This window comes from Nonomuraea sp. NPDC050227, assembly GCF_044459705.1.
Taxonomy (GTDB): domain Bacteria; phylum Actinomycetota; class Actinomycetes; order Streptosporangiales; family Streptosporangiaceae; genus Nonomuraea.
Map to the genome: position 1 here is coordinate 503,043 of NZ_JBITJF010000001.1, position 19,342 is coordinate 522,384.

The 19,342-nt window shown below is 72.8% G+C and carries 18 protein-coding genes; 10 read left to right on the forward strand and 8 right to left on the reverse strand.

Features of this window, described 5'->3' with window-relative positions; translation table 11 throughout:
• The first annotated feature begins 2 nt into the window (after positions 1 to 2).
• The 4 genes from ACIBK9_RS02780 to ACIBK9_RS02795 all read left to right on the forward strand — a co-directional run bounded on the left by ACIBK9_RS02780 (position 3) and on the right by ACIBK9_RS02795 (position 4,652).
• The gene (locus ACIBK9_RS02780) at positions 3 to 2,228 is read left to right on the forward strand and encodes a molybdopterin-dependent oxidoreductase (RefSeq protein WP_397154665.1); all 2,226 of its coding nucleotides are present in this window, start codon (positions 3 to 5) and stop codon (positions 2,226 to 2,228) included.
• A 1-nt stretch (position 2,229) separates the two neighbouring features.
• Entirely contained in the window at positions 2,230 to 2,841 is a 612-nt protein-coding gene (locus ACIBK9_RS02785; RefSeq protein WP_352319099.1) for an HD domain-containing protein, read from the forward strand.
• 120 nt (positions 2,842 to 2,961) lie between these two features.
• Entirely contained in the window at positions 2,962 to 3,783 is an 822-nt protein-coding gene (locus ACIBK9_RS02790; protein ID WP_358290383.1) for a Rieske 2Fe-2S domain-containing protein, read from the forward strand.
• 29 nt (positions 3,784 to 3,812) lie between these two features.
• Positions 3,813 to 4,652, forward strand: a complete 840-nt coding sequence (locus ACIBK9_RS02795) for an NAD(P)H-binding protein (RefSeq protein ID WP_397154668.1) — start codon at positions 3,813 to 3,815, stop codon at positions 4,650 to 4,652.
• Here ACIBK9_RS02795 and ACIBK9_RS02800 read toward each other — a convergent pair.
• The 3 genes from ACIBK9_RS02800 to ACIBK9_RS02810 all read right to left on the reverse strand — a co-directional run bounded on the left by ACIBK9_RS02800 (position 4,649) and on the right by ACIBK9_RS02810 (position 6,741).
• Complete coding sequence (locus tag ACIBK9_RS02800) at positions 4,649 to 4,879, reverse strand: hypothetical protein (protein ID WP_352319104.1); 231 nt, start codon at positions 4,877 to 4,879, stop codon at positions 4,649 to 4,651. The genes ACIBK9_RS02795 and ACIBK9_RS02800 overlap by 4 nt on opposite strands.
• 51 nt (positions 4,880 to 4,930) lie before the next feature.
• Complete coding sequence (locus ACIBK9_RS02805) at positions 4,931 to 5,857, reverse strand: SPFH domain-containing protein (RefSeq protein ID WP_397154670.1); 927 nt, start codon at positions 5,855 to 5,857, stop codon at positions 4,931 to 4,933.
• Positions 5,858 to 5,952: 95 nt separating this feature from the next.
• Complete coding sequence (locus tag ACIBK9_RS02810) at positions 5,953 to 6,741, reverse strand: ABC transporter ATP-binding protein (RefSeq protein WP_358290392.1); 789 nt, start codon at positions 6,739 to 6,741, stop codon at positions 5,953 to 5,955.
• An 89-nt stretch (positions 6,742 to 6,830) separates the two neighbouring features.
• Between ACIBK9_RS02810 and ACIBK9_RS02815 the strand changes: the two genes are divergently transcribed.
• Positions 6,831 to 7,547, forward strand: coding sequence for a hypothetical protein (locus ACIBK9_RS02815; protein ID WP_397154673.1), 717 nt, complete (start codon positions 6,831 to 6,833; stop codon positions 7,545 to 7,547).
• A 5-nt stretch (positions 7,548 to 7,552) separates the two neighbouring features.
• Here the strand turns inward: ACIBK9_RS02815 and ACIBK9_RS02820 are convergent, their stop codons facing one another.
• Positions 7,553 to 10,225, reverse strand: a complete 2,673-nt coding sequence (locus ACIBK9_RS02820) for a serine/threonine-protein kinase (protein ID WP_397154675.1) — start codon at positions 10,223 to 10,225, stop codon at positions 7,553 to 7,555.
• A gap of 169 nt (positions 10,226 to 10,394) precedes the next feature.
• On the opposite strand from ACIBK9_RS02820, the gene ACIBK9_RS02825 reads away from it, so the two are divergent.
• Positions 10,395 to 11,060, forward strand: coding sequence for a hypothetical protein (locus tag ACIBK9_RS02825; protein WP_397154677.1), 666 nt, complete (start codon positions 10,395 to 10,397; stop codon positions 11,058 to 11,060).
• 8 nt (positions 11,061 to 11,068) lie between these two features.
• On the opposite strand, the gene ACIBK9_RS02830 is transcribed toward ACIBK9_RS02825, so the two are convergent.
• Together ACIBK9_RS02830 and ACIBK9_RS02835 are read right to left on the reverse strand one after the other, a co-directional pair.
• Positions 11,069 to 11,692 (reverse strand): response regulator transcription factor, encoded by a 624-nt coding sequence (locus ACIBK9_RS02830; RefSeq protein ID WP_352357384.1) that lies wholly within the window; start codon positions 11,690 to 11,692, stop codon positions 11,069 to 11,071.
• Entirely contained in the window at positions 11,689 to 12,807 is a 1,119-nt protein-coding gene (locus ACIBK9_RS02835) for a GAF domain-containing protein (RefSeq protein ID WP_397154679.1), read from the reverse strand. Before ACIBK9_RS02835 ends, ACIBK9_RS02830 begins: the two co-directional genes overlap by 4 nt.
• Positions 12,808 to 12,929: 122 nt before the next feature.
• Between ACIBK9_RS02835 and ACIBK9_RS02840 the strand changes: the two genes are divergently transcribed.
• The 4 genes from ACIBK9_RS02840 to serB all read left to right on the forward strand — a co-directional run bounded on the left by ACIBK9_RS02840 (position 12,930) and on the right by serB (position 16,571).
• Positions 12,930 to 13,586, forward strand: a complete 657-nt coding sequence (locus tag ACIBK9_RS02840) for an SDR family NAD(P)-dependent oxidoreductase (protein WP_387677940.1) — start codon at positions 12,930 to 12,932, stop codon at positions 13,584 to 13,586.
• Positions 13,583 to 14,593: an S-adenosylmethionine:tRNA ribosyltransferase-isomerase gene (locus tag ACIBK9_RS02845; RefSeq protein ID WP_358290408.1), complete on the forward strand. Its 1,011-nt coding sequence runs from the start codon at positions 13,583 to 13,585 to the stop codon at positions 14,591 to 14,593. The genes ACIBK9_RS02840 and ACIBK9_RS02845 overlap by 4 nt, the downstream gene beginning before the upstream one ends.
• Before the next feature lie 96 nt (positions 14,594 to 14,689).
• On the forward strand, positions 14,690 to 15,274 hold the full coding sequence (locus ACIBK9_RS02850; protein WP_397154682.1) for a hypothetical protein: 585 nt from the start codon (positions 14,690 to 14,692) through the stop codon (positions 15,272 to 15,274).
• A 79-nt stretch (positions 15,275 to 15,353) separates the two neighbouring features.
• Complete coding sequence (gene serB / locus ACIBK9_RS02855) at positions 15,354 to 16,571, forward strand: phosphoserine phosphatase SerB (RefSeq protein WP_352357394.1); 1,218 nt, start codon at positions 15,354 to 15,356, stop codon at positions 16,569 to 16,571.
• Here serB and ACIBK9_RS02860 read toward each other — a convergent pair.
• Complete coding sequence (locus ACIBK9_RS02860; protein WP_397154684.1) at positions 16,561 to 18,714, reverse strand: FUSC family protein; 2,154 nt, start codon at positions 18,712 to 18,714, stop codon at positions 16,561 to 16,563. The two genes, serB and ACIBK9_RS02860, sit on opposite strands and share 11 nt — an antisense overlap.
• Before the next feature lie 15 nt (positions 18,715 to 18,729).
• A complete protein-coding gene (locus ACIBK9_RS02865) occupies positions 18,730 to 19,197 on the reverse strand; it encodes a SixA phosphatase family protein (RefSeq protein ID WP_397154686.1) in 468 nt (155 codons plus the stop codon).
• Between the last annotated feature and the right edge of the window lie 145 nt (positions 19,198 to 19,342).

A 19,342-nucleotide genomic window follows, 5' to 3' on the forward strand; every position in this document is an offset into this window, starting at 1 on the left:
CGATGACCTCGACCGTCCACCGCACCTGTCCCCTCTGCGAGGCCGTCTGCGGCCTGACGCTCACCGTCGACGACGGCGGTCACGTCACCGGCGTCCGCGGCGACCGGGACGACCCGTTCAGCAAGGGGTTCATCTGCCCCAAGGGCGCGAGCCTGGGCCGCCTCGACGAGGACCCCGACCGGCTGCGCAAGCCGCTGATCCGCGAGGGCGACCAGTGGCGCGAGGCGAGCTGGGAGGAGGCGTTCGAGGCCGTCCGGCAGGGCCTGGCCCGCGTCACCGAGCGGTACGGACGCCGGTCGGTGGCGGTCTACCTGGGCAACCCCAACGCCCACACGATGGCCGGCGGCCTCTACGCCGGGCCGCTGGTCAAGGCGCTCGGCACCCGGAACGTCTTCACCGCCGCCACCGCCGACCAGATGCCCAAGCACGTCGCCAGCGGCCTGATGTTCGGCCACCCGCTGGCCGTCCCGGTGCCCGACCTGGACCGGACCGACTTCCTGCTGATGCTGGGCGCCAACCCGCTGGAGTCGAACGGCTCGCTGTGCACCGCCCCCGACTTCCCCGGCCGGCTGAAGGCCCTGCGCCGGCGCGGCGGCAGGCTCGTCGTGGTGGACCCGCGCCGGACCAGGACGGCGGCGCTGGCCGACGAGCACGTCTTCGTCCGGCCGGGCTCGGACGCGTACCTGTTGTTCGGGATCGTGCACACGCTGTTCGCCGAGGACCTGGCCAGGCCGTGGCACGAGGTCAACGGGCTGGCCGAGGTGCGCGAGGCGGCCAAGCACTTCCCGCCGGAGGCGGTCTCCCGGCGTACCGGCGTGCCGGCCGCGACGATCGTCCGGCTGGCCAGGGAGCTGGCCGGCGCGCGGACGGCGGCCGTGTACGCCCGGATGGGCACCTGCACGACCGAGTTCGGCACGCTGGCCCAGTGGCTCGTGGACGTGCTCAACGTGCTCACCGGCAACCTCGACCGGCCCGGCGGGGCCATGTTCCCCAAGCCGGCGACCGAGTTCGGGGCGCGGCGGCGGCCGTACGCGGTGGGCCGGTGGCGCAGCCGGGTGCGGGGGCTGCCCGAGTCCAACGGCGAGCTGCCCGTGGCCACGCTGGCCGACGAGATCGAGACGCCGGGCGAGGGCCAGGTCAGGATGCTGGTCACGATCGCGGGCAACCCGGTGTTGTCCGCGCCGCACGGCGACCGGCTGGAGGCGGCCTTCGCCGGGCTCGACTTCATGGTGAGCGTCGATCCGTACCTGAACGAGACCACCCGGCACGCGCACGTGATCCTGCCGCCGCCGCGCGTGCTGCAGTCGGGCCACTACGACTTCGCGCTGCTCGGGTTCGCCGTACGCAACTACGCCCGTTACTCGCGCCCCGCGCTGCCGCTGGACGGACGGCCCAGCGAGGCCCGGATCCTGGCCAGGCTGGCCGTGATCGCGTCCGGCATGGAAGGGCCGGGAGGGACGGGAGGGCCGGACGGACCGGCGGCGGACCTGGACGAGTTCCTGATCGGCGAGATGCTGCGCAAGGCCGTGCAGACGCCCGGCTCCGGCGTCGAGGGACACGACGTGGCCGCGCTGCGGGCCGCGCTGGAGGGCGAGACGGGCGCCGAGCGCAGGCTGGACCTCATGCTCCGGCTCGGCCCGTACGGCGAATGGGCCGGCAAGGGCGACCTGTCGCTGCGCAAGCTGCTCGACCACCCGCACGGCCTGGACCTCGGCGCGCTGGAGCCGCGGCTGCCCGAGGTGCTGAAGACCGCCTCCGGCGTGATCGAGCTGGCTCCGCCGCAGCTCGTCGAGGACGTCGAGCGCCTGCGCGACGGGCTGGCGGCCGAGCCGCCGGACATCGTGCTGATCGGGCGGCGGCACCTGCGCTCCAACAACAGCTGGCTGCACAACGTGGGCCCGCTGGTCGGCGGCACCAACACCTGCACGCTGCAGATCAACCCCGCCGACGTGGCCAGGCTGGGCCTGGCCGGCCAGGCCGTGGTCACCTCGGCCACCGGAAGTCTCACGGTGACGCTGGAGCCCACCGACACGATCATGCCGGGCGTGGTGAGCCTGCCGCACGGCTGGGGGCACGCGGGCAGCACGCAGCAGGTGGCGGCCCAACACGCCGGTGTCAACACGAACGTGCTGACGGACGAATCCGCCCTGGATATCCCAAGTGGTAACGCAGTGTTCAACGGAGTTCCGGTCACGATTTCACCAACCGGGGTGATCACCGCACATTAGGGTGTCGCGCGTGACTATCGCGCCAGAAGAGGACCGCCTGTACGCCCAGATCGCGTTCGCCGTCGAGATCGACAAGTTGAAGCGGATCATCCGCCGCAACCATCTGATCGACGGGTCGCGGCGGGAGAACTCCGCCGAGCACTCCTGGTACGTGGGCACGCTGGCGATGGTCCTCGGCGAGCACGCCCCGCCCGGAACGGACCTCCAGCGGGTGGTGGCGATGTTACTCGTGCACGACCTGGTCGAGATCGACGCCGGCGACACCTTCGTCTACGACCACGTGGCGGTCGCCGCCCAGGCCGCCGCCGAGACCGCCGCGGCCGACCGCATCTTCGGCCTGCTCCCCGCGGAGCAGGGCGCCCGGCTGCGGGAGCTCTGGGACGAGTTCGAGGCCAGGCAGACGCCGGAGGCCAGGTTCGCCAAGGCGCTCGACCGGTTCGCGCCGATCCTGGCCAACCACCACACCGAGGGCGGCACGTGGCCGCTGTTCAAGGTGACGGCCGGCGAGGTCAGGGAGAAGGTGCGGATCATCCAGGAGGGATCGGCCTCTCTCGGCGCGTACGCGCTGGAGCTGGTAGAACTCTCCGTGGCCAGGGGACACCTCTCCGAGTGATCCCGTCAAGGCCGGGGTAGGGGACTTGTCGTGAAAGAGACAGTGCGAGCGAGACGTCGGCAATTGCGGGGTTTCGTCGGTCCGGTTGACCTCGCCGATCGACTTGAGAAGTCGAAGGCGATGGACAAACCGATCCGGGGGCTGGCCAAGGTCGTCCGCGAGCGCCTGCGTCAGGGCACTCTGCGCGACCTGCTGCACGGCGTGCCCACGGGAAAACCGCTGCACCCGCCGCTGGCCACGGTCACGCTCGGCTGCTGGCTGTCGGCCGCCGTGCTCGACCTGGCCCACGCCGACCCCAGGGCGAGCAGGCTGCTCCTGGCCACGGGCATCGTCAACGCGCTGCCCACGGCGGCGGCCGGGCTGACCGACTGGTCCTCGCTCCACCGCGAGCAGCAGCGCGTGGGCTTCGTGCACATGGCCGCCAACATGACCGCCCTGGGCCTGATGTCGGCCTCGCTGGTGGCGCGGCTGCGCGGCGCCGAGCGGGCCGGGCGCGTGTTGTCCTACGTCGGGCTCGGGCTGGGCGGGCTGGGCGGCTACCTCGGCGGCCACATGGCCTACCGGCAGGCCGCGGGGGCCAACCACGCGCCGCAGGTCGCCCATCTCGTACCGCTGGGCTGGCACGACCTGTGCCCGCTCAAGGACCTGCCCGACGGCAGGCCGGTCGCGCGCCGGCTCGGCTACATCCAGCTCTTCGTGCTGCGCCAGGGCGACGGGGTGACCGTGCTGGCCGACCGCTGCCCGCACCTGGCCGGCCCGCTGCACCAGGGCCGGCTGGTCATGGAGGACGGCGAGGCGTGCGTGGTCTGCCCGTGGCACAGCAGCACGTTCCGGCTGGCCGACGGCTCGGTGAAGCACGGTCCCGCGACCGCGCCCGCGCCCATGTTCGAGACCCGCGTCCGCCGCGACGGCACGATCCAGGTACGGCCGGGATTGACCTGAACTTAACTTGAGGTCCTACCGTCGGGGCCATGAGCAAAATTCTGGTGACCGGCGCGACCGGCAATGTGGGCAGACATGTGGTCTCCCAGCTCGCGGAGGCGGGCCTGGACGTGCGGGCCCTGGTCAGGAACCCCGACAAGACCCGGCTCCCCGAGGGCGTGGAGGCCGTGCGCGGCGACCTGACCGTGCCCGAGACCCTTGAACCGGCGCTGCGGGACGTCGAGAGCGTCTTCCTGCTGTGGCCCGGCTACTCCGAGGCGGCGACCGCGGGCGCGGTGACGGCTCTCGCCAGGCACGCCCGCCGCGTGGTCTACCTGTCCGCCGACGTCGAGGACCTGGCCGACGGCGAGGAGCCGACGCTGTTCCACCAGAGTGTCGAGCGGCTGATCCGGCATTCCGGCCTGGCCTGGACGTTCCTGCGGCCCGGCGGCTTCGCCGCCAACACGCTGGGCTGGGCCGCCCAGATCCGGCAGGGCGTCGTGCGCTGGCCGTTCGGGCAGGCGGTCAGGGCGCTGATCCACGAGAAGGACATCGCCGCGGTGGCCGCGCACGCGCTCACCTCGGCCGGCCACGCGGGCGGCAAGTACGTGCTCTCCGGCCCCGAGCAGCTCACCCAGGCCGAGCAGGTGCGGATCATCGGCGAGGTGGCCGGGCACGAGGTGCGCTGGGAGGAGCAGCCGCTGGACGAGGCCCGCGAGCACCTGACGGCCGCCTGGGGCGATCCCGGGTTCGTGGAGGCCGCGCTGAAGGGCTGGGGGGCGGCGGTGCACAACCCCGAGCGGGTGACCGACACGGTGGAGCGGCTGCTCGGCCGGCCCGCGCTGACCTTCCGCCAGTGGGCCGAGGACCACGTGGCGGACTTCCGCTAGTCGTCCCCGGCGGCTTCGTCGGCCGGATGCTCCACGAGGGCGAGGATCCGGCTGGACATGAAGCGGGCCGTGCGCACCGGCGTGCCGCTCCGGGTGACCTCGCTCACCTCCACCAGCCCGCGCCGGTTGGCCACCTCGACGCGCCGGCCCGCGCGGGTGGCCGTGACCTCGTAGGTTCGCGGGGAGCCGCCCGCGTCGATGACGATCTCCACCCGATCACCCTTCATGTACTGATTTATACCCACTTAGGCCGGTATTTATCCGTACATGTGTTTGAGTTATTCTTCCGGGTTCTTCGGTGCGGGCGGGGCGAACAGCCCGCCCAGCCCTTCCAGCACCTTGCCCAGCTCCGAGGGCACGATCCAGACCTTGTTGGCGTCGCCCTTGGCGATCTCGGGCAGGGTCTGGAGGTACTGGTAGGCCAGGAGTCGCTGGTCGGGCTTCCCGTCGTGGATGGCCTTGAAGACCATGCCGATCGCGTCCGCCTGGCCCTTGGCGCGCATGGCCTGAGCCTCGGCGTCCGCCTGCGCCCGCAGCACGGCGGCCTCCGCCTCGCCCCTGGCGCGCAGCACGGCGGCCTGCTTGTCGCCCTCGGCGGCCAGGATCGCCGCCTGACGCTGCCCCTCGGCGGCCAGCACGGCGGCGCGCTTGTCCCGGTCGGCGCGCATCTGCTTCTCCATCGAGTCCTGGATGGAGACGGGCGGGTCGATGGCCTTCAGCTCGACCCGGTTGACCCGGATGCCCCACTTGCCGGTGGCCTCGTCGAGGCTGCCGCGCAGCTCGGTGTTGATCTCCTCGCGCGAGGTCAGCGTGCGTTCCAGGTCCATGCCGCCGACCACGTTGCGCAGCGTGGTGACGGTGAGCTGTTCGACGCCGATCAGGAAGTTCGCGATCTCGTACGTGGCCGCCTTGGGGTTGGTGACCTGGAAGTAGATCACCGTGTCGATCGACACCACCAGGTTGTCGGACGTGATCACCGGCTGCGGCGGGAACGAGACCACCTGTTCCCGCAGGTCGATCAGGCCCTTGATGCGGTCGACGAACGGGACCACCATGTTGAGCCCGGGCGTCAGCGTGCGGTGGTAGCGGCCCAGCCGTTCGATGACGGCGGCCGTGGCCTGCGGGATGATGCGGATGCTGCGGGCCACCACGAAGCCCATCGCCGCGACCACGACGAGGGCGACGGCGAGCTGCTCGGTCGACATGGCGAAGCTCCGGAGTCGAGGGGACCGACTCGGTGCATGATATTTCGTTTCACCTTTAGGCGACCGATATCCGCATAAATGGTGATCCATTGAGGTCAGTATGCCCGGGCGTACCAGCGGCCCTCGGCACTCCGGTCGAGCGTCAGCGGCACCCCGAACGTACGGGACAGGTTGTCGGCCGTCATCACGTGGTCGAGCGGCCCCTGCGCCACCACGGACCCGTGCCGCAGCAGCAGGCCGTGCGTGAACCCGCTCGGCACCTCCTCGACGTGATGCGTCACCAGCACCAGCGTCGGCGAGCGGTAGTCGCCGGCCAGCGCCGACAGCCGGCGCACCAGGTCTTCCCGGCCGCCCAGGTCGAGGCCGGCGGCCGGCTCGTCGAGCAGGAGGATCTCGGGGTCGGGCATGAGCGCGCGGGCGATCTGCACCCGCTTGCGCTCGCCCTCCGACAGGGTGCCGAACCGCCGCCTGATCAGGTGGGCCGCGCCCATCATGTCGATCAGCTCGACGGCCCTGGTCACGTCGTTGGAGTCGTACTCCTCCGTCCAGCGGCCCATGATGGCGTACGAGGCGGTCAGGACGAGGTCGATGACCTTCTCCTCCGGCGGGATGCGCTCGGCCAGCGCGGCGCTCGCCAGCCCGATGCGCGGCCGCAGGTCGAACACGTCGGTCTGCCCCAGCCGCTCCCCCAGCACCTCGACCACGCCCTCGGTCGGATAGAGCAACGTCGCGGCGACCTGCAACAACGTGGTCTTGCCCGCGCCGTTGGGACCGATGACGACCCAGCGCTCGTCCTCGTTGACCGTCCAGTCGATGCCGCGCAGCAGGGCCGCTCCGTCGCGCCTGACGGCGACGTCCTGGAGCCGCAGCACCTGACCACCCATCCCCGTTCCCTCCCTTGGAGTCACCCTGGGGACCTTTGGAGTCACCCTGGGGACAAACCTATTGCAGGGCGAGCGCTTATCGTGGATCGGTGCACCCTGAATCACCTGTCTGTCCCTCGCTCGTCGCCTGGGGCAACGCGTGGCTCTCCGGTCACGTCGGCCTCGACGAGGCGGCTGACCACGTGGAAGCCGTCGCGGGGCCCGTCGTCGCCGGTGACGTGCCGCTGCGTAAATACCTCGCAAACCTGCGGTCCGACGGCCTGCACGAGTTCCGGCTCGCCCTTCCCGCGCCCGGCGACCCGCTCGGGCTGTCCGGGCCGGCGACGTTCAACTCCTCCGCCGTCGACGCCGGGCAGGCCGCGGTCGCCGTGCTGCGCGACCGGCGGCTCGGCCTGGTGCCCGTCCCCGACCGGCGCGGCTCCTCGTACGTGGGGACCCGCCTGGAGGTGCACGACGCCGGGCCCGTACGCCAGGACCTGCCCTCGCTGGCCGAGGCCGAGCACGAGCTGTCGTCGGCCATGCGCGCCGCCACCGAGGCGCTGACCGGCGTCGAAGGCCCGGCCCAGGCCCGGCCCGACCGGCCCCAGGGCGGCGGCGAGCTGGCCCCCGGCTACCCGGCCCGCGCCCACCGCGTCTCCACGCTGGCCACCCGGCTGGCCGCCGTCCTCGTCCTGGCCGACGACCGCGGGCTCACCTCGACGCAGGTCGCGGCCAGGGCCACGGCCCTGCGGGAGCTCGACCGGGCCGTCCGCCGCGCCCTGGTGGCCGCCCATCACGCCATCTTCGAGCCGGTACGCCACTCGTAGGCGGCTCAGGACCCGGCCTCCTCCTTCGGCTTCCAGACGCGGATGACCTTGTCCTTGCCGGCCGACACGACGACCGGGCCGCCGTCCGAGGGGACGATCCCGACCGCGTACACGCCGCGCTTGTGGGCCTTGACCGGTTTGCCCAGAGGCTTGTGCGTGTCGGGGTCCCAGAGCCGGATGGTCCCGTCGGTCGAGCCGGACAGCAGGACCGTGCGGCCGCCCAGCGTGCCGAAGGACAAGGAGTAGATGATCTTCTTGTGACCCGACAGGGGCGAGCCGATGGTCTTGCCGGTCTTCGGGTCCCAGATCCGGATCTTCCGGTCCTTGCCGCCGGACGCGACCACCGTCCGGTCTCCTAGCCTGCCGGTGGCCACCGCGTACACGCCCTTCGCGTGCCCCTTGTACGCCTTTCCGTACGGCTTGTGGCGGGCCACGTCCCACAGGCGCAGGGTCGCGTCCTCGCCTGCCGAGACGACGATCGCGCGGTCGCCGAGGTGGGTGGCGTTGAGCCAGTTCACGGAGGTGCGGTGGGCCTTGACGGCCCTGCCGGTGGCCTTGCGCCTCTTCAGGTCCCAGAAGCGCAGCCAGCCGTTGGCGTCCCCGGTCACGGCGATCCACTTGCCGCCCGCCTTGGTCAGCGCGACCGAGTAGACGGCGTCACCGTGCCAGCCGAGGATCTTGCCCTTGTGCGTCTTGAGGTTCCACAGGCGGACGCTGCCGTCGTAGCCCCCGGACACCGCCATGGGCGTCTTGCCCATCATGACGGCGGCCACGGCGTACACCTCCTCGCTGTGGCCCCTCATGGTGGCCAGCGGCTTGTGCCTGCCCAGGTCCCACAGGCGGACGCGGCCGTCCTGGCCGCCGGACACCAGCCAGGTCCTGCCGTCGCCCAGGGACAGGGCGGAGATCGTCTGGACGCCCTTGGTGTGGCCCTTGAGCGACTTGCCGTCCTGATTGCCGATGGCGGCGACGGCCTGCGGCGGCGGGACCGTCTGTGTGGGCATGGGGGTGACGGTGGGACTCGGGACCGGCGTGGACGGCGGGGTGGCGGTGGCGGTGGCGGTGGCGGTGGCGGTGGCGGTGGCGGTGGCGGTGGCGGGCAGCGGCGCCGTGGGCCGGACGGTGGGCAGACCGGGGCTCGGGGCCAAAGACGTGGTGGCCTCGGCCGCCGCGCCCGGGCTCGGCGGGTTTTCCGGGCCGAACATCCTCGGCCCCAGGAACAGCACGCCGCCGGCCAGCGCGAGCGCCACGGCGAGCGCGCCGGCCACCATGATCGCCCGCCTGCGCCTGGCCCTGACCTCCCCGGGCGGCTCGACGGCGGGGGCGTGCCTGAAGAACGCGTCGTTGCCGCTCCCGCCCGGCGCCTGCCGCGGCCCCATGGGGTACGGCGGCGGAAGCCGCGGCGGCTGCCCGTAGGGTCCCGCAGGCGCCTGCCGGACGTATCGCGTGACCCCCTCCTGCCCGCCGCCCGCCCCAGCCCCTCCGAACGACACCCCGGGACCGACCGGCCCTCCCCCGGCCCCACCCGCCGCAGGTGGGCCCTGTACCGCCGGGCGGGCGGCGGGCGGCGGCGGGGTGTAGGACGCCCCGGACGGATTGGCCCACCCGGTCGGCGCGGGCGCCCCCTGCGGCCCCCGAGCCCCCACGGGCCCCGGATCCCTCACTCCGCCGGCGGGCGCGGGCCCGGACGGCCCGGCGCCCGAGGCCCGGGAACCCGAAGGCGGCGGGCCAGAAGGGCCGGGGCCGTAGGCGGCGGGTTGAGGGTAGTCGGCGGCGAGGCCGGGGCCGTCGGCGGCGGGGTGGGGGTGGTCGGCGGCGAGCTGGGAGCCGGTGTTGAGGGCGACCTCGGCGTCCCGCTGGGCCGCCGCCCCCTGGTTCTCCAGCAGGGCGAACAGCGCGTCCGCCGCCGTGGGCCGGTCCTCGGCGCGCTTGCTCAGGCACGCCTGCACCAACGGCCGCAGCTCGCCGGGCAGCGCCGACAGGTCCGGCTCCTCGTTCATCACCCGGTAGATGACCGCGGGCAGGCTGTCCTGGCCGAACGCGGGCCGCCCGGTGGCGGCGTACAGCATGGTGAGCGCCCAGCTGAACATGTCGCCGGCGGGCCCCACCCGCTCGCCCGAGATCTGCTCGGGCGACATGTACGCCGGCGTCCCGACCACCCCGCTGCTGATCGTCATCGCCGAGTCCAGCGCCCTGGCGATGCCGAAGTCGATCACGCGCGGCCCGTCGGGCCCCAGCAGCACGTTGCTCGGCTTGAAGTCCCTGTGGACGATCCCGGCCCGGTGGATGGCGGCCAGCGCGGTGACGGTGCCGACGGCCAGCCGGTACAGCGCCCCGCCCTGGCGCGGCCCCTCCCGCTGCACCACGACCTGGAGCGACACCCCGTCGACCAGCTCGCTCACGATGTACGGCTGCTCGCCGTCCAGGTTGGCCCCCAGCACCTGCGCGGTGCAGAACTGGGCGACCCGGCGCGCGGCGGCGACCTCACGCAGGAACCGTTCCCCGTCGAGTCCGGGCCGGTCGAGCAGCGTGTTCAGCAGCTTGATCGCGACAAGCCGCCCGTCGGGCCCCGCCGCCTTGAAGACGACCCCCTGGGCCCCCTTGCCGAGGCGCTCCAGCAGCCGGTAGGCGCCCAGAGATCGCGGATCGCCGGGCTGTAATGGGTGCGTCTCCGGCACCTGGTCCTCCCCTTGCGCTGAGACCCCCGATCGAAGCGTGATGAACCATGCGAAAAGCCCGCAAGCCATCCCAAGTCACGAAAGATCATCGCTCTTTGCGAAAAATTTGCCCTACGCAATAATCACGGAGAAGATCGGGGATTTCCAGCACCGTACGGGGAGCCGTCACATGCGCAAGAGCTTCAGCCTGTTCTTAGTCAGCGGCCTGGCCGCCGTGCCGTTGGTGGTTCCGGCCCAGGCAGAGGCCATGAGCACCGCTACCACCGCGACAACCGCGACGACGCCGGCCGTCGCCGCCAGGGCCAAGCCGTTCTCGAACTTCAAGATCTCCGTTAAGTACAACAACCGCACCAGAAGCGGCGGAAAGATAACTTACTACCTCAAAGCGAAGAATCTGGGGCCGTACTACGCCGACTATTACTGGATCGGCGGACAGGTGCCCAAGGGCGTGGTGCCCACGCTGCGCTGGGGGGCGTCGAAGGGCACGAAGTGCACATGGGAGGGCCGCTGGTTCTGGTGCTGGGGCAAATTCGTCCTGCCGAAGGGCAAGACGGACTGGCTGAACTTCCAGGTCACCCTGAAGAAGGGCACCAGGGGCGTGGCCGTCGCCAAGCTCGGCGTCATCGCGTACGACGTCGACCAGGGCATGGAGAACATCGACAAGGAAGAGCTCAAGCGCCTCGGCATCAAGGGCTACTCCTGGCTCAGGACGGCCAAGACCAAGATCGTGGTCCCGCCGCGCAAGCCCACCAAGCACTGGACGCCGCCGCCGCCCGTCAAGGAGTACAACCCGCCGGCCAGCCACGAGGAGTCCAACCAGAAGAAGGACACCTGACCGGCTGATCAGGCCAGGCCGTGCCGCACGGCGTACAGCGCGGCCTGGGTCCGGTCCTGGACGCCCAGCTTCATCAGCACGTTCGACACGTGGGTCTTGACCGTCTTCTCCGCGACGGCGAGGCTGCGCGCGATCTCCCTGTTGGACCGCCCGGCCGCGATCAGGGCGAGCACCTCGCGCTCGCGCTCGGTCAGCGGCGCCGGCCCCGGCACGGCGGCCACGGGCGCCGGGGCGGACAACATCGCCTCGGCCGCCTCCGGCGCGAGCAGCACCTGACCGTTGTGCACCGCCCGCACGGCCTGGACCAGCGCGGACGGATCGACGTCCTTGTAGAGGAAGCCCGCGGCCCCCGCCCGCATCGCCGGGCCCACGTCGGACCGGTCGCTCACGGACGTCAGCACCACCACCCGCGTGGCCGAGCCGGCCAGCCGCTCCAGCGCGCCGAGCCCGTCGAGCACCGGCATCTTCAGGTCGAGCAGCAGCACGTCGGGCGTCAGCTCGCCGACCAGCTCGACGGCCTGCGCGCCGTCGGCCGCCTCGCCGACGACGGTGATGTCGTCCTGCAGGTCGAGGAACGTCCGCAGCCCCTGCCGGACCACCGGATGATCGTCGGCGATCAGCACCCGGATCACACGCCCACCTCCACGCGTACGGTGGTCCCCTGGGCGGGGGCCGAGGAGACCGTCATCGCCCCGCCGACCGACTCCGCCCGGTCGCGCATCGACACCAGGCCAAGGCCGTGCGACTCCCCCTGCTCGAAGCCGTCGCCGTCGTCGTGGACGGTCAGCGCCAGCGTCCCCCCGTCGAGGACCAGGCGCACGGACACCCGCGAGGCCCCGGAGTGCCTGAGCGCGTTGTGCAGCGCCTCCTGGGCCACCCGCAGCACGGCCACCTCCACCGCCGAGTCGAGCGGCGGCAGCTCGTCGCACTCGAAGGTGACCAGCGAGGGGTGGAGCCGGTCGAGCATGCGCACGTGCTTGCGCAACGTCTCGGCGAGCCCGTGGCGGTCGAGCTCGGCCGGGCGCAGCTCGACGATCACCGCGCGCAGCTCCGACAGCGCCTCCCCGGCCAGCCGCTGGACGCGTTCGAGCTCGGCGTGCGCCTTCTCGGGGGCCTTGTCCAGCATGGTGGCGGCGGCCTGGGCGGTCAGGCGGAGCGAGAACAGCTTCTGGGTGACCGCGTCGTGCAGCTCGCGGGCCACCCGGTTGCGCTCCTCCAGCATGGCCAGCTCGCGCCCGCGCTCGTAGAGCCTGGCGTTGGTGAGCGCGATGGCGGCGTGCGCGGCGAACAGCGTCAGCAGCTCCTGGTCCTCCTGCGTGAACCCGCCGGGGGTGCGCTTGTTGGCCAGAAAGATGATGCCGATCACCTGGTCGGCGTCGCGGATTGGGACGCCGAGGAAGTCCTTCATCACCGGGTGCGCCTTCGGCCACCACTCGAACCGCGGGTCCTCCCGCAGGTCGGGCAGCCGGGCCGGGGTGCCTTCGCGGAGCATCGCGCCGAGCATGCCGTGCTGCCTGGGCAGCGGGCCGATGGCCTCCCACTGCTTGTCGGTGAGGCCCTCGGCGACGAACTCGGCGAACGAGCCGTCGTCGTCGGGCACGCCGAGCGCGGCGTAGCGGGCGTCGAGGAGGCGCTGCGCCGACCGTACGATGACCTGGAGCACCTCGCGGACCGACAGATGGCGAGTGACCGCGAGCACGGCGGAACTCACCGCCTGCAGGATCTCGTCCCGGTCCGATGAGCTCACGGACCCACTCTAGGGTCCCGCTCCAGGGGCGGAGTCCTAGGACGTCCTAGGACGATGTGCCCAGGCGGGAGCGGGCCCTGCGCCCGATGCCGGCGCGGCGCGCCGATCCTAGCGTCGATGTCATGACGAACACCGCTCTCATCACCGGCGCCTCCCGCGGCCTCGGCCTCGCCCTGGCGAGGTCCCTGTCGGAGGCGGGCTGGAACCTCGTGCTCACCGCCCGCGGCGCCGACGAGCTGCGCCGGATCGCCGACGAGCTGGGCGCCACCGCGATCCCCGGCGACGTGACCGACCCCGAGCACATCGCGCGGCTGGGACGGGCCGTGCCCGAGCTGGACCTCCTGGTCAACAACGCCAGTGACCTCGGGGTGACCCCGCTGCCGCCGCTGGCGGGCTACCCGCTGGAGGCGTTCCGGGTCCTGCTGGAGACGAACGTGACCGCGCCGCTCGCGCTCATCCAGGCCACGCTGCCCGCCCTGCGCGCGGCCGGCGGAGCCGTGGTCAACATCACCTCCGACGCCGCCACCGGCGCCTACGCGGGCTGGGGCGGCTACGGCGCGACCAAGGCCGCCCTGGAGCAGCTGTCGAACGTGCTGGCCGCCGAGGAGCCCGGCCTGCGGGTCTGGTGGGCCGATCCCGGCGAGATGAACACCCGCATGCTCGCCGACGCCGTCGGGGCCGAGGAGGCGTCGTCGGCCACCGACCCCGCCAAGGTGGCCGCGGCGCTGCGCGACCTGGTCACGTCCCGTCCGGCCGGCGGGAAGGTGAGCCTGCAATGACGGCGCTGCTGGACTTCGCGCTGCCCGACGACCTGTCGGCCCACGAGCCGCCCGAGGCGCGCGGGCTGGCCAGGGACGCGGTGCGCCTGATGGTCTCGCGCGGCGAGGCCGAGCCCGCCCACCACCGGTTCGGCGACCTGCCCGGACTGCTCGACCCCGGCGACCTGATCGTGGTCAACAACTCGGCGACGCTGCCCGCGGCGGTCCGGCTCGACCGGCTCGCGGTGCACTTCTCCACCGCCCGCGAGGACGGCACCTGGCTGGTCGAGCTGCGCCGCAGGACGGCCAAGGCGTCCGAGCCGTACGGGGGCGGCGAGCCGGGCGAGTGGCTGCCGCTGCCCGGCCGGGCCACGCTGCGGCTGATCGAACGGGAGACGCCGCGGCTGTGGCGGGCGCGGCTGGACCGGGACGTGCTGCCGTACCTGCGCGAGCACGGCCGTCCGATCCGCTACTCGTACGTGCCGGCCGACTGGCCCATCGACGCCTACCAGACGGTGTTCGCCACCGTGCCGGGCAGCGCGGAGATGCCGAGCGCGGCCCGGCCGTTCACCTCCGAGCTGGTCACCGCGCTGGTCTCGCGGGGCGTGACGATCGCGCCCGTCACGCTGCACACCGGCGTTGCCTCGCCGGAGAAGGACGAGCGGCCCTACGCCGAGCGGTACGAGGTGCCCGCCGCCACCGCCCGGCTGGTCAACCTGACCCGGCGGAACGGCGGCCGGGTGATCGCCGCGGGGACGACCGTCGTGCGCGCACTGGAAACCGCCGTGGGCCCGGACGGCCTGGTCGGCGCCGCCTCCGGCTGGACCGGCCACGTCGTCACCCCGGCCACCGGGGTACGGGCGGTCACCGGGCTCATCACCGGCCTGCACGAACCTCGCTCCAGCCACCTGCTCATGCTGACGGCGATCGCCGGCGAGAGGGCCCTGGCCCGCGCGTACGAAGAGGCGCTGCGGAAGGGATATCTGTGGCACGAGTTCGGCGACACGCACCTGATTCTGGATAAATAAGCTTTACACACATTTTGCCCACGTGATAGGAACAGCCGACATTTACGGGGGCTTGTTCAAGCGCGTCCCCGTGCCACTTCCTCTCCGGAGACGTTAATGCGCAACTCCCTCACTAAGGTCGCCTCGCTGGCTTTGCTGGCCGGTGCGCTGATTGTCCCGGCGGTGCCCGCGTCCGCCACGACGACCACCGCCGCCCACACCGCCACGGCCGCCAAGGCCGCCGACGCCCCCTTCGCGGTCTTCGACATCAAGTTGAAGGCGTCCAAGACGGCCAAGGCCGGCGGCCAGATCAAGTACAGCCTCCAGGCGACCAACACCGGCCCGTACTCGGCCGACGCCTGGTTCGTCGGCGGCCAGTTCCCGAAGGGCGTGGACCTCCGGAAGATCCGCTACAGCGCCCCCAAGGGCACCATCTGCGCCCTCGACGGCCGCGCCCTGTACTGCAGCGTCCCCTACGTCCTGGAGAAGGACGACTGGGTCCGCCTCGAGTTCTACGCCAAGCTGAAGAAGAGCGCCGTGGGCACGCAGAAGGCGACCCTCGGCGTGGTCACCTACGACGTCCAGCAGGGCATGTGGGACCAGGAGAAGGGCACGTGGTCCCTGGCCCAGGAGGAGCTCGAGCGCCTCGGCATCCCTGAGCACGGCTACGCCAAGACCGCCAAGACGAAGATCGTCCGCTAGTCCCGCGGCCGCTGCGCCCGTGTCCGAATGGCGAGCCTGCTGCGCGGGCACCGGACCGGGCGCAGTACCGTGGCTGGATGTGGACCAGCGCACCCTCCTGATCACCCTGACCGGCCCCGACCGGCCCGGTGTCACCTCCAGGCTCTTCTCCGTGCTGTCCGGGTTCCCGGTGACGGTCGCGGACATCGAACAGGTCGTCATCCGCGGCAGACTCACGCTCGGCGTGCTCGTCGCCTACGCCGGCGGCCCGTCCACCGGCACGGGCACCACCCTCGGCGCGATGTGGACCGCCGTCGAACGGGTGGCCGAAGACCTCGGGATGGAGGTCGAGCTCTCCACCGGCTCCCAGGCCAAGGAACAGCGCCGCCGCGGCCGCCTGTCGGTCAGCGTGCTGGGCGCCACCCTCCAGCCCGCCGCCATCGCGGGCATCGCCGGCCGCATCGCCGCCGCCGGCGCCAACATCGACCGCATCGAACGCCTCGCCCAGTGGCCCGTCACCTGCATCGAGCTGTCGGTCTCCGGCGCCAACCCGACCGCCCTGCGCGTCGAGCTGGCCGCCGAGGCCGCCGCCCAGGAGGTCGACGTCGCCGTCCAGCGCACCGGCCTGTCCCGCCGGGCCAAGCGGCTCATCGTCATGGACGTCGACTCCACCCTCATCCAGGGCGAGGTCATCGAGCTGCTGGCCGCGCACGCCGGCTGCCTCGACGAGGTTGCCCGGGTCACCGAGCAGGCCATGCGCGGCGAGCTCGACTTCGCCGAGTCGCTGCGCCGCCGCGTCGCGCTGCTCGAAGGGCTGCCGGCCGAGGTGTTCGAGCAGGTGCGCCAGGAGGTCGTGCTCACCCCGGGCGCCCGCACCCTCGTCCGTACGCTCAAGCGCCTCGACTACCGCTTCGCCATCGTCAGCGGCGGCTTCACCCAGATCACCGACGCCCTGGTCGAGGAGCTGGGCATCGACTACTCGGCGGCGAACGTCCTGGAGGTCATCGACGGCAAGCTCACCGGGCGGGTCGTCGGCGAGATCGTCGACCGGCCGGGCAAGGCCCGCGCGCTGGAGCGGTTCGCCAGGGAGGCCAGGCTGCCCATCTCCCAGACGGTGGCCATCGGCGACGGCGCCAACGACCTCGACATGATCGCCGCGGCCGGGCTGGGCATCGCCTTCAACGCCAAGCCCGTCGTCCGGCAGGCGGCCGACACCGCGGTCAACACGCCCTACCTCGACTCGATCCTCTACCTCCTGGGCATCTCCAGGGACGAGGTCGAGGCCGCCGACGCCGAGGACGGCGTGCTCACGTCCTGAACCGGGCGGTGACCTCGGCGGCCAGGTCGAGCGCGTCCTTGCAGAGCGACCTGAGCGCCGGGTGGGCGGTCACCGCGTGCCGCAGCCGCCTGCGCACGGCCGTGCCCTCCCCCGCCGCCGCCTCCTCCATCAGCGAGCTGACCTCCCGCGCCACCTCGTCGAGCTGCGACTCGAACGCGTCGGCGGCGGGCGGCGGCTCGCCCTCCCGTACGGCCTGCCCCACGGCGTCCAGCCGGTCGGCCACCGCGTCGAGCACGCCGGCGGTGGCGTCCGAGCCGGGCTCGGCCCCGCGCAGCACGGCGCCGAGCAGGATCGCGTCGTCCCTGAGCTTCCTGGCCAGCGTCAGCGCGGCCCGCAGCTCGGCCGGCGCCCTGCCGCCCGGCTCCTTGTCCAGCTTGTCCAGCGACTCGCGCAGCCGGTCGGCCGCCGTCCCGGCCGATTCCGTACGGTCGGGCAGCCGGTCCAGGTCGCCTTCGGCCAGCGCGCGGACGAGGCAGGCGTGCTCGCGCAGCAGCTCGGCGGCCAGGCCGCGGAGCCGTCCCGCCTGGCCGCGCGGCCACAGCAGGCGGGCCGCCGCCAGCGCCAGCACGCCGCCGCCCGCGGTGAGCGCCAGCCTGATCCCCGCCGCCTCCCAGTCGAGCCGGGTCGAGAAGTCGGTGAGCATCATGGCCAGCGGCGTCGCGAAGATCGACCAGTAGCCGTAGCTGACCTCGCGCAGGGCGAACCCGAGCGTGCCGAACACCAGCACCGTCCCCACGATCGTGTACGGCCCCGGCACCGCCGCCAGGATCAGCGCCGCCCCGGCGGCCCCCGCCACGGTGCCGGCCACCCGCAGCACCACCCGCTCGACGGTGTCCCCGTAGGTGGGCCGCACCGCCAGCAGCACGGTGAACACGAACCATTTGCCGTACTGCTCGTGCACCCCCAGCATCAGCGCCATCGCCACGGCGGCGGTGAGCCCCAGCCGCCCGGCGTGCTCGGGCCCCGAACCGCCCGGCGGCGGCTTCCACGGCAGCCGCGCGAACAGCCGGCGCCCCGCCGCAGGCTTCCCGGGCAGCAGCCCGCGGCCCGCCGCAGGCTCATCCGGCAACCCCGCCGGCAGCCCGCGGCCCGCCGGAGGCTTTCCCGGCAATCCGGGCAGCAGCCCGCGGCCGGCCGGGGGCACGTGCCGGGCGGCCAGGAGGCCGACGGTGCGCACCCCCACCGCGATCCGGTCCAGGCAGCGCCGGGCCTGCCCGAGCACCGCGCCGCTGCGCAGCGCCGCCGGGTCGGCGCCCGGCTCGCGCGCGCCCAGGCGCTCGGCGTAGTCGGCGGTGACGGCCAGCGCCTCCACCACCCCGGCCCGCCGCCCGTCCGCGGCCTCCCGCAGGTCCGCGGCCAGCGTCGTGGCCACGTCGTCGATCCCGTCCTGCTCGTCCGGGGCCGCCGCGCGCAGGGCGCGCAGCGCCACCGTCTCGTGGAAGATCCGGACCAGCGCCTCGACGTACGCGTCGGCGGACCGGCCGGCCGCGTCCATGCTCTCGAACGACGCCGACGCCGTGGCCGCCGTCTCCAGGGCCTTGGACGCGCGTTCCCTGCGGTCGTCCCAGTCGTCGCCGGCGAGCCCGTCGAGCAGCCCGGCCACGCCGCGGACGGCCTCGCCCAGCGCCGTCGCCAACGGGTCGAACCGGCGCAACGGCCACAGGGCAAGGGCGGGCACGGCGTACAGAAGGCCGCCGAGCACCATCAGCTCGGGCGGCCCGAACCCCGCGGGCACCGCCAGGTAGAACCCGGTGACCAGGGCGAACGCGGGCGGCGTCCCGACCGTGCGCCACCGGCCGCCCGCCGCGGCGACCGCTCCGAGCGCCAGCACCGCCCACCAGGGCCGGTCCGCCAGGTACAGGCCCAGCCAGCACCCGCCGGCGATCAGCACGATCTTGATGGCCATGGACCGCGCCCGCGCCGCGTACGGCTGCCCGTACATGTCCCCGAACGCCGTCAGATACGCCCCGAGGGCCAGGAACGCCCCCGACTGCGGCCGGCCCGCCAGCACCCCGGCCAGCAGCGGCCCGGCCACCGCGAGCCCGCACAGCAGCCCGTACCCCCAGGGCGGGCGCGCGGGCAGCGAGAAGCCGTCACGCAGCGCTCTGGCGGCCCCCCTCATAGGCGTCGTCCCCGGTCAGTGCTCCTTGGGATCCCAGTGCGTGACCAGGCGTCCCTCCCCCGGCCACAGGTCTACCCACGCCGCCTCCACCTGGATCACCGCGAACGCCCCCGGCCGGAAGCCGTAGTCGCCGCCGCCCAGTTGCAGGGCCAGCTCGTGCACCGCGGGATTGTGCCCGCACAACACGACCGTGCCCAGCTCCGGGTCGGTCCTGCGGAGCAGTTCGAGCAGTTCTTCGGGATAGGCCTGGTAGATGTCGCGTTCGTAGCTGATCTCCATGCCGGGGAAGGCCAGCTCGGCGGTGCGCCTGGTCCGCAGCGCCGGTGAGCAGAGCACCGCGCCGGGGCTCAGCCCGGCCGCTCTGATCTCGTCGCCGGCCCGGCCGGCGTCCCGCTCGCCGCGCTCGGTCAGCGGACGTTCGCGGTCGGCCAGACCGGGCACCTGCGCGGCCTTGGCATGGCGGAGCAGTATCAGGGTCCGCATCACGTCATCACCTCGGCACGTCATCCCCTCGACACGTCATCACCCGGCACGTCATCACCCGGCACGTCATCATCTGGCACGTCATCGGGCATGTCATCGTCTGGCACGTCATCGGGCATGTCATCGTCTGGCACGTCATCCCTTC

What these genes read in the sequence shown, in the direction of transcription:
- ACIBK9_RS02780 (WP_397154665.1), top strand. Translation starts at nt 3, where the DNA reads ATGACCTCGACCGTCCACCGCACCTGTCCCCTCTGCGAGGCCGTCTGC.
- ACIBK9_RS02790 (WP_358290383.1), top strand. Translation starts at nt 2,962, where the DNA reads ATGGACAAACCGATCCGGGGGCTGGCCAAGGTCGTCCGCGAGCGCCTG.
- ACIBK9_RS02795 (WP_397154668.1), top strand. Translation starts at nt 3,813, where the DNA reads ATGAGCAAAATTCTGGTGACCGGCGCGACCGGCAATGTGGGCAGACAT.
- ACIBK9_RS02800 (WP_352319104.1), bottom strand. Translation starts at nt 4,879, where the DNA reads ATGAAGGGTGATCGGGTGGAGATCGTCATCGACGCGGGCGGCTCCCCG.
- ACIBK9_RS02805 (WP_397154670.1), bottom strand. Translation starts at nt 5,857, where the DNA reads ATGTCGACCGAGCAGCTCGCCGTCGCCCTCGTCGTGGTCGCGGCGATG.
- ACIBK9_RS02810 (WP_358290392.1), bottom strand. Translation starts at nt 6,741, where the DNA reads ATGGGTGGTCAGGTGCTGCGGCTCCAGGACGTCGCCGTCAGGCGCGAC.
- ACIBK9_RS02825 (WP_397154677.1), top strand. Translation starts at nt 10,395, where the DNA reads ATGCGCAAGAGCTTCAGCCTGTTCTTAGTCAGCGGCCTGGCCGCCGTG.
- ACIBK9_RS02840 (WP_387677940.1), top strand. Translation starts at nt 12,930, where the DNA reads ATGACGAACACCGCTCTCATCACCGGCGCCTCCCGCGGCCTCGGCCTC.
- ACIBK9_RS02845 (WP_358290408.1), top strand. Translation starts at nt 13,583, where the DNA reads ATGACGGCGCTGCTGGACTTCGCGCTGCCCGACGACCTGTCGGCCCAC.
- ACIBK9_RS02850 (WP_397154682.1), top strand. Translation starts at nt 14,690, where the DNA reads ATGCGCAACTCCCTCACTAAGGTCGCCTCGCTGGCTTTGCTGGCCGGT.
- ACIBK9_RS02860 (WP_397154684.1), bottom strand. Translation starts at nt 18,714, where the DNA reads ATGAGGGGGGCCGCCAGAGCGCTGCGTGACGGCTTCTCGCTGCCCGCG.
- ACIBK9_RS02865 (WP_397154686.1), bottom strand. Translation starts at nt 19,197, where the DNA reads ATGCGGACCCTGATACTGCTCCGCCATGCCAAGGCCGCGCAGGTGCCC.